1 protein-coding gene is annotated in these 1,707 nt (G+C 67.0%); it reads left to right on the forward strand.

What is annotated here, in order from left to right:
* The coding region (locus M8I34_RS41050) for an AMP-binding protein (RefSeq protein WP_250058157.1) at positions 1–1,707 on the forward strand (1,707 nt) is incomplete at both ends.

Here is a 1,707-nt window from a genome sequence, read left to right on the forward strand (position 1 = left end):
CGGCTCCGCTATCGCCGGACGCACCGACGACGCCCTCGACGACCTCGTCGGCTTCTTCATCAACACCCTCGTGCTGCGCACCGACACCTCCGGCGACCCCACCTTCGCCGAACTCCTGGGACGCGTGAGGGAAACAGACCTGGCCGCCTACACGAACCAGGACGTGCCCTTCGAGCGACTCGTGGAGATCGTCAACCCCACCCGCTCGCTGGCCCATCACCCCCTCTACCAGGTGATGCTGACCTTCCAGAACAACGACGCCGAGCTGGAACTGCCCGGACTCACCACGCAGGACTACGCGCTGGATGTCGCGTCGGCCAAGTTCGACCTCTCCTTCGACGTGGAAGAGCAGCACGACAGCAGCGGTGTGCCCTCCGGTATGCGGGGGTCGGTGGAGTTCGCGACCGACCTCTTCGACCGGCAGACCGCGCAGAGCATCGCGGCGTGGCTGGAACGCCTGCTGCGCAACGCCGTCACGGACGCCTCACGCCCCATCGGAGAGGTCGACGTCATCTCCGCGCAGGAGCGTGAACTGCTGCTCAACGGCTGGAACGACACCGCGCGCGATGTTCCCGACGCCACGCTTTCCGAGCTCTTCGAAGCCCAGGTGTCGCGTACCCCTGACGCCACTGCTCTGGAACACGACGGCACCCAGCTCACCTACAGCGAGCTGAACACCCGCGCCAACCAGCTCGCCCGTTTCCTCATCACCCAAGGCTCCGGGCCCGAGAAGTACGTCGCCGTCGCCCTCCCCCGCAGCATCGACTTCGTCGTGGCGATCCTCGCCATCGTCAAAACGGGTGCCGCTTACGTACCCCTCGACCTCTCCTACCCCGCCGACCGCATCGCCTACATGCTCGACGACGTCTCCGCCGTGCTGGCCCTGACCGATACCGCAGGAACTCAGCACCTCCCGGCCGTCGACGGCATGACCACCCTGACGCTCGATACCCCTGACGTCGCCGAACACACGGCCGGCCTCTCCAGCATCGACGTTCGCGATGCGGATCGGTTGAGCGAGGCGAAGACCTCGCATCCCGTCTTCGTCATCTATACGTCTGGTTCCACGGGGCGGCCGAAGGGCGTCGTCGTTGAGCACCGCTCGCTGAATCTCTACCTCCGCTGGGCCCACGCTGCTTACCCCGCTATGAGCGGGCGGACTCTCGTCCACTCGCCTGTCTCCTTCGACCTCACCGTCACCGGGCTCCTCGGGCCTCTGACTCTCGGTGGCTGCGCGCATCTGGTCGAGCTGGACGAGGGCACCGCCCCCGACCTCGCCGAAGCACCGACCTTCGTCAAGGCCACGCCGTCGCACCTGAGCCTGCTCAAGAATCTGCCCGCGCACGTCTCGCCGACCGAGCAGCTGGTTCTCGGTGGTGAAGCGCTCCTGGGTGAGGCGCTCGACGAGTGGCGCAGTGACCACCCCGGCACCACCGTCATCAATGAGTACGGGCCCACTGAAACGACGGTTGGCTGCACTCAGTACCGCATCGAGCCCGGACAGCCCGCACCCACCGGCACCATCACCATCGGGCACCCCATCTGGAACACCCAGATCCACATCCTCGACGCCCACCTCCAACCCGTGCCCCCCAACGTCACCGGCGAGCTCTACATCGCCGGCGACCTCCTTGCCCGCGGATACCTCCACCGCCCCGACCTCACGGCAACACGGTTCACCGCCAACCCCCACGGCGCCCCCGGCAC

It is taken from the genome of Streptomyces sp. MCA2, from assembly GCF_023544705.1.
Classification (GTDB): Bacteria; Actinomycetota; Actinomycetes; order Streptomycetales; family Streptomycetaceae; genus Streptomyces; species Streptomyces decoyicus.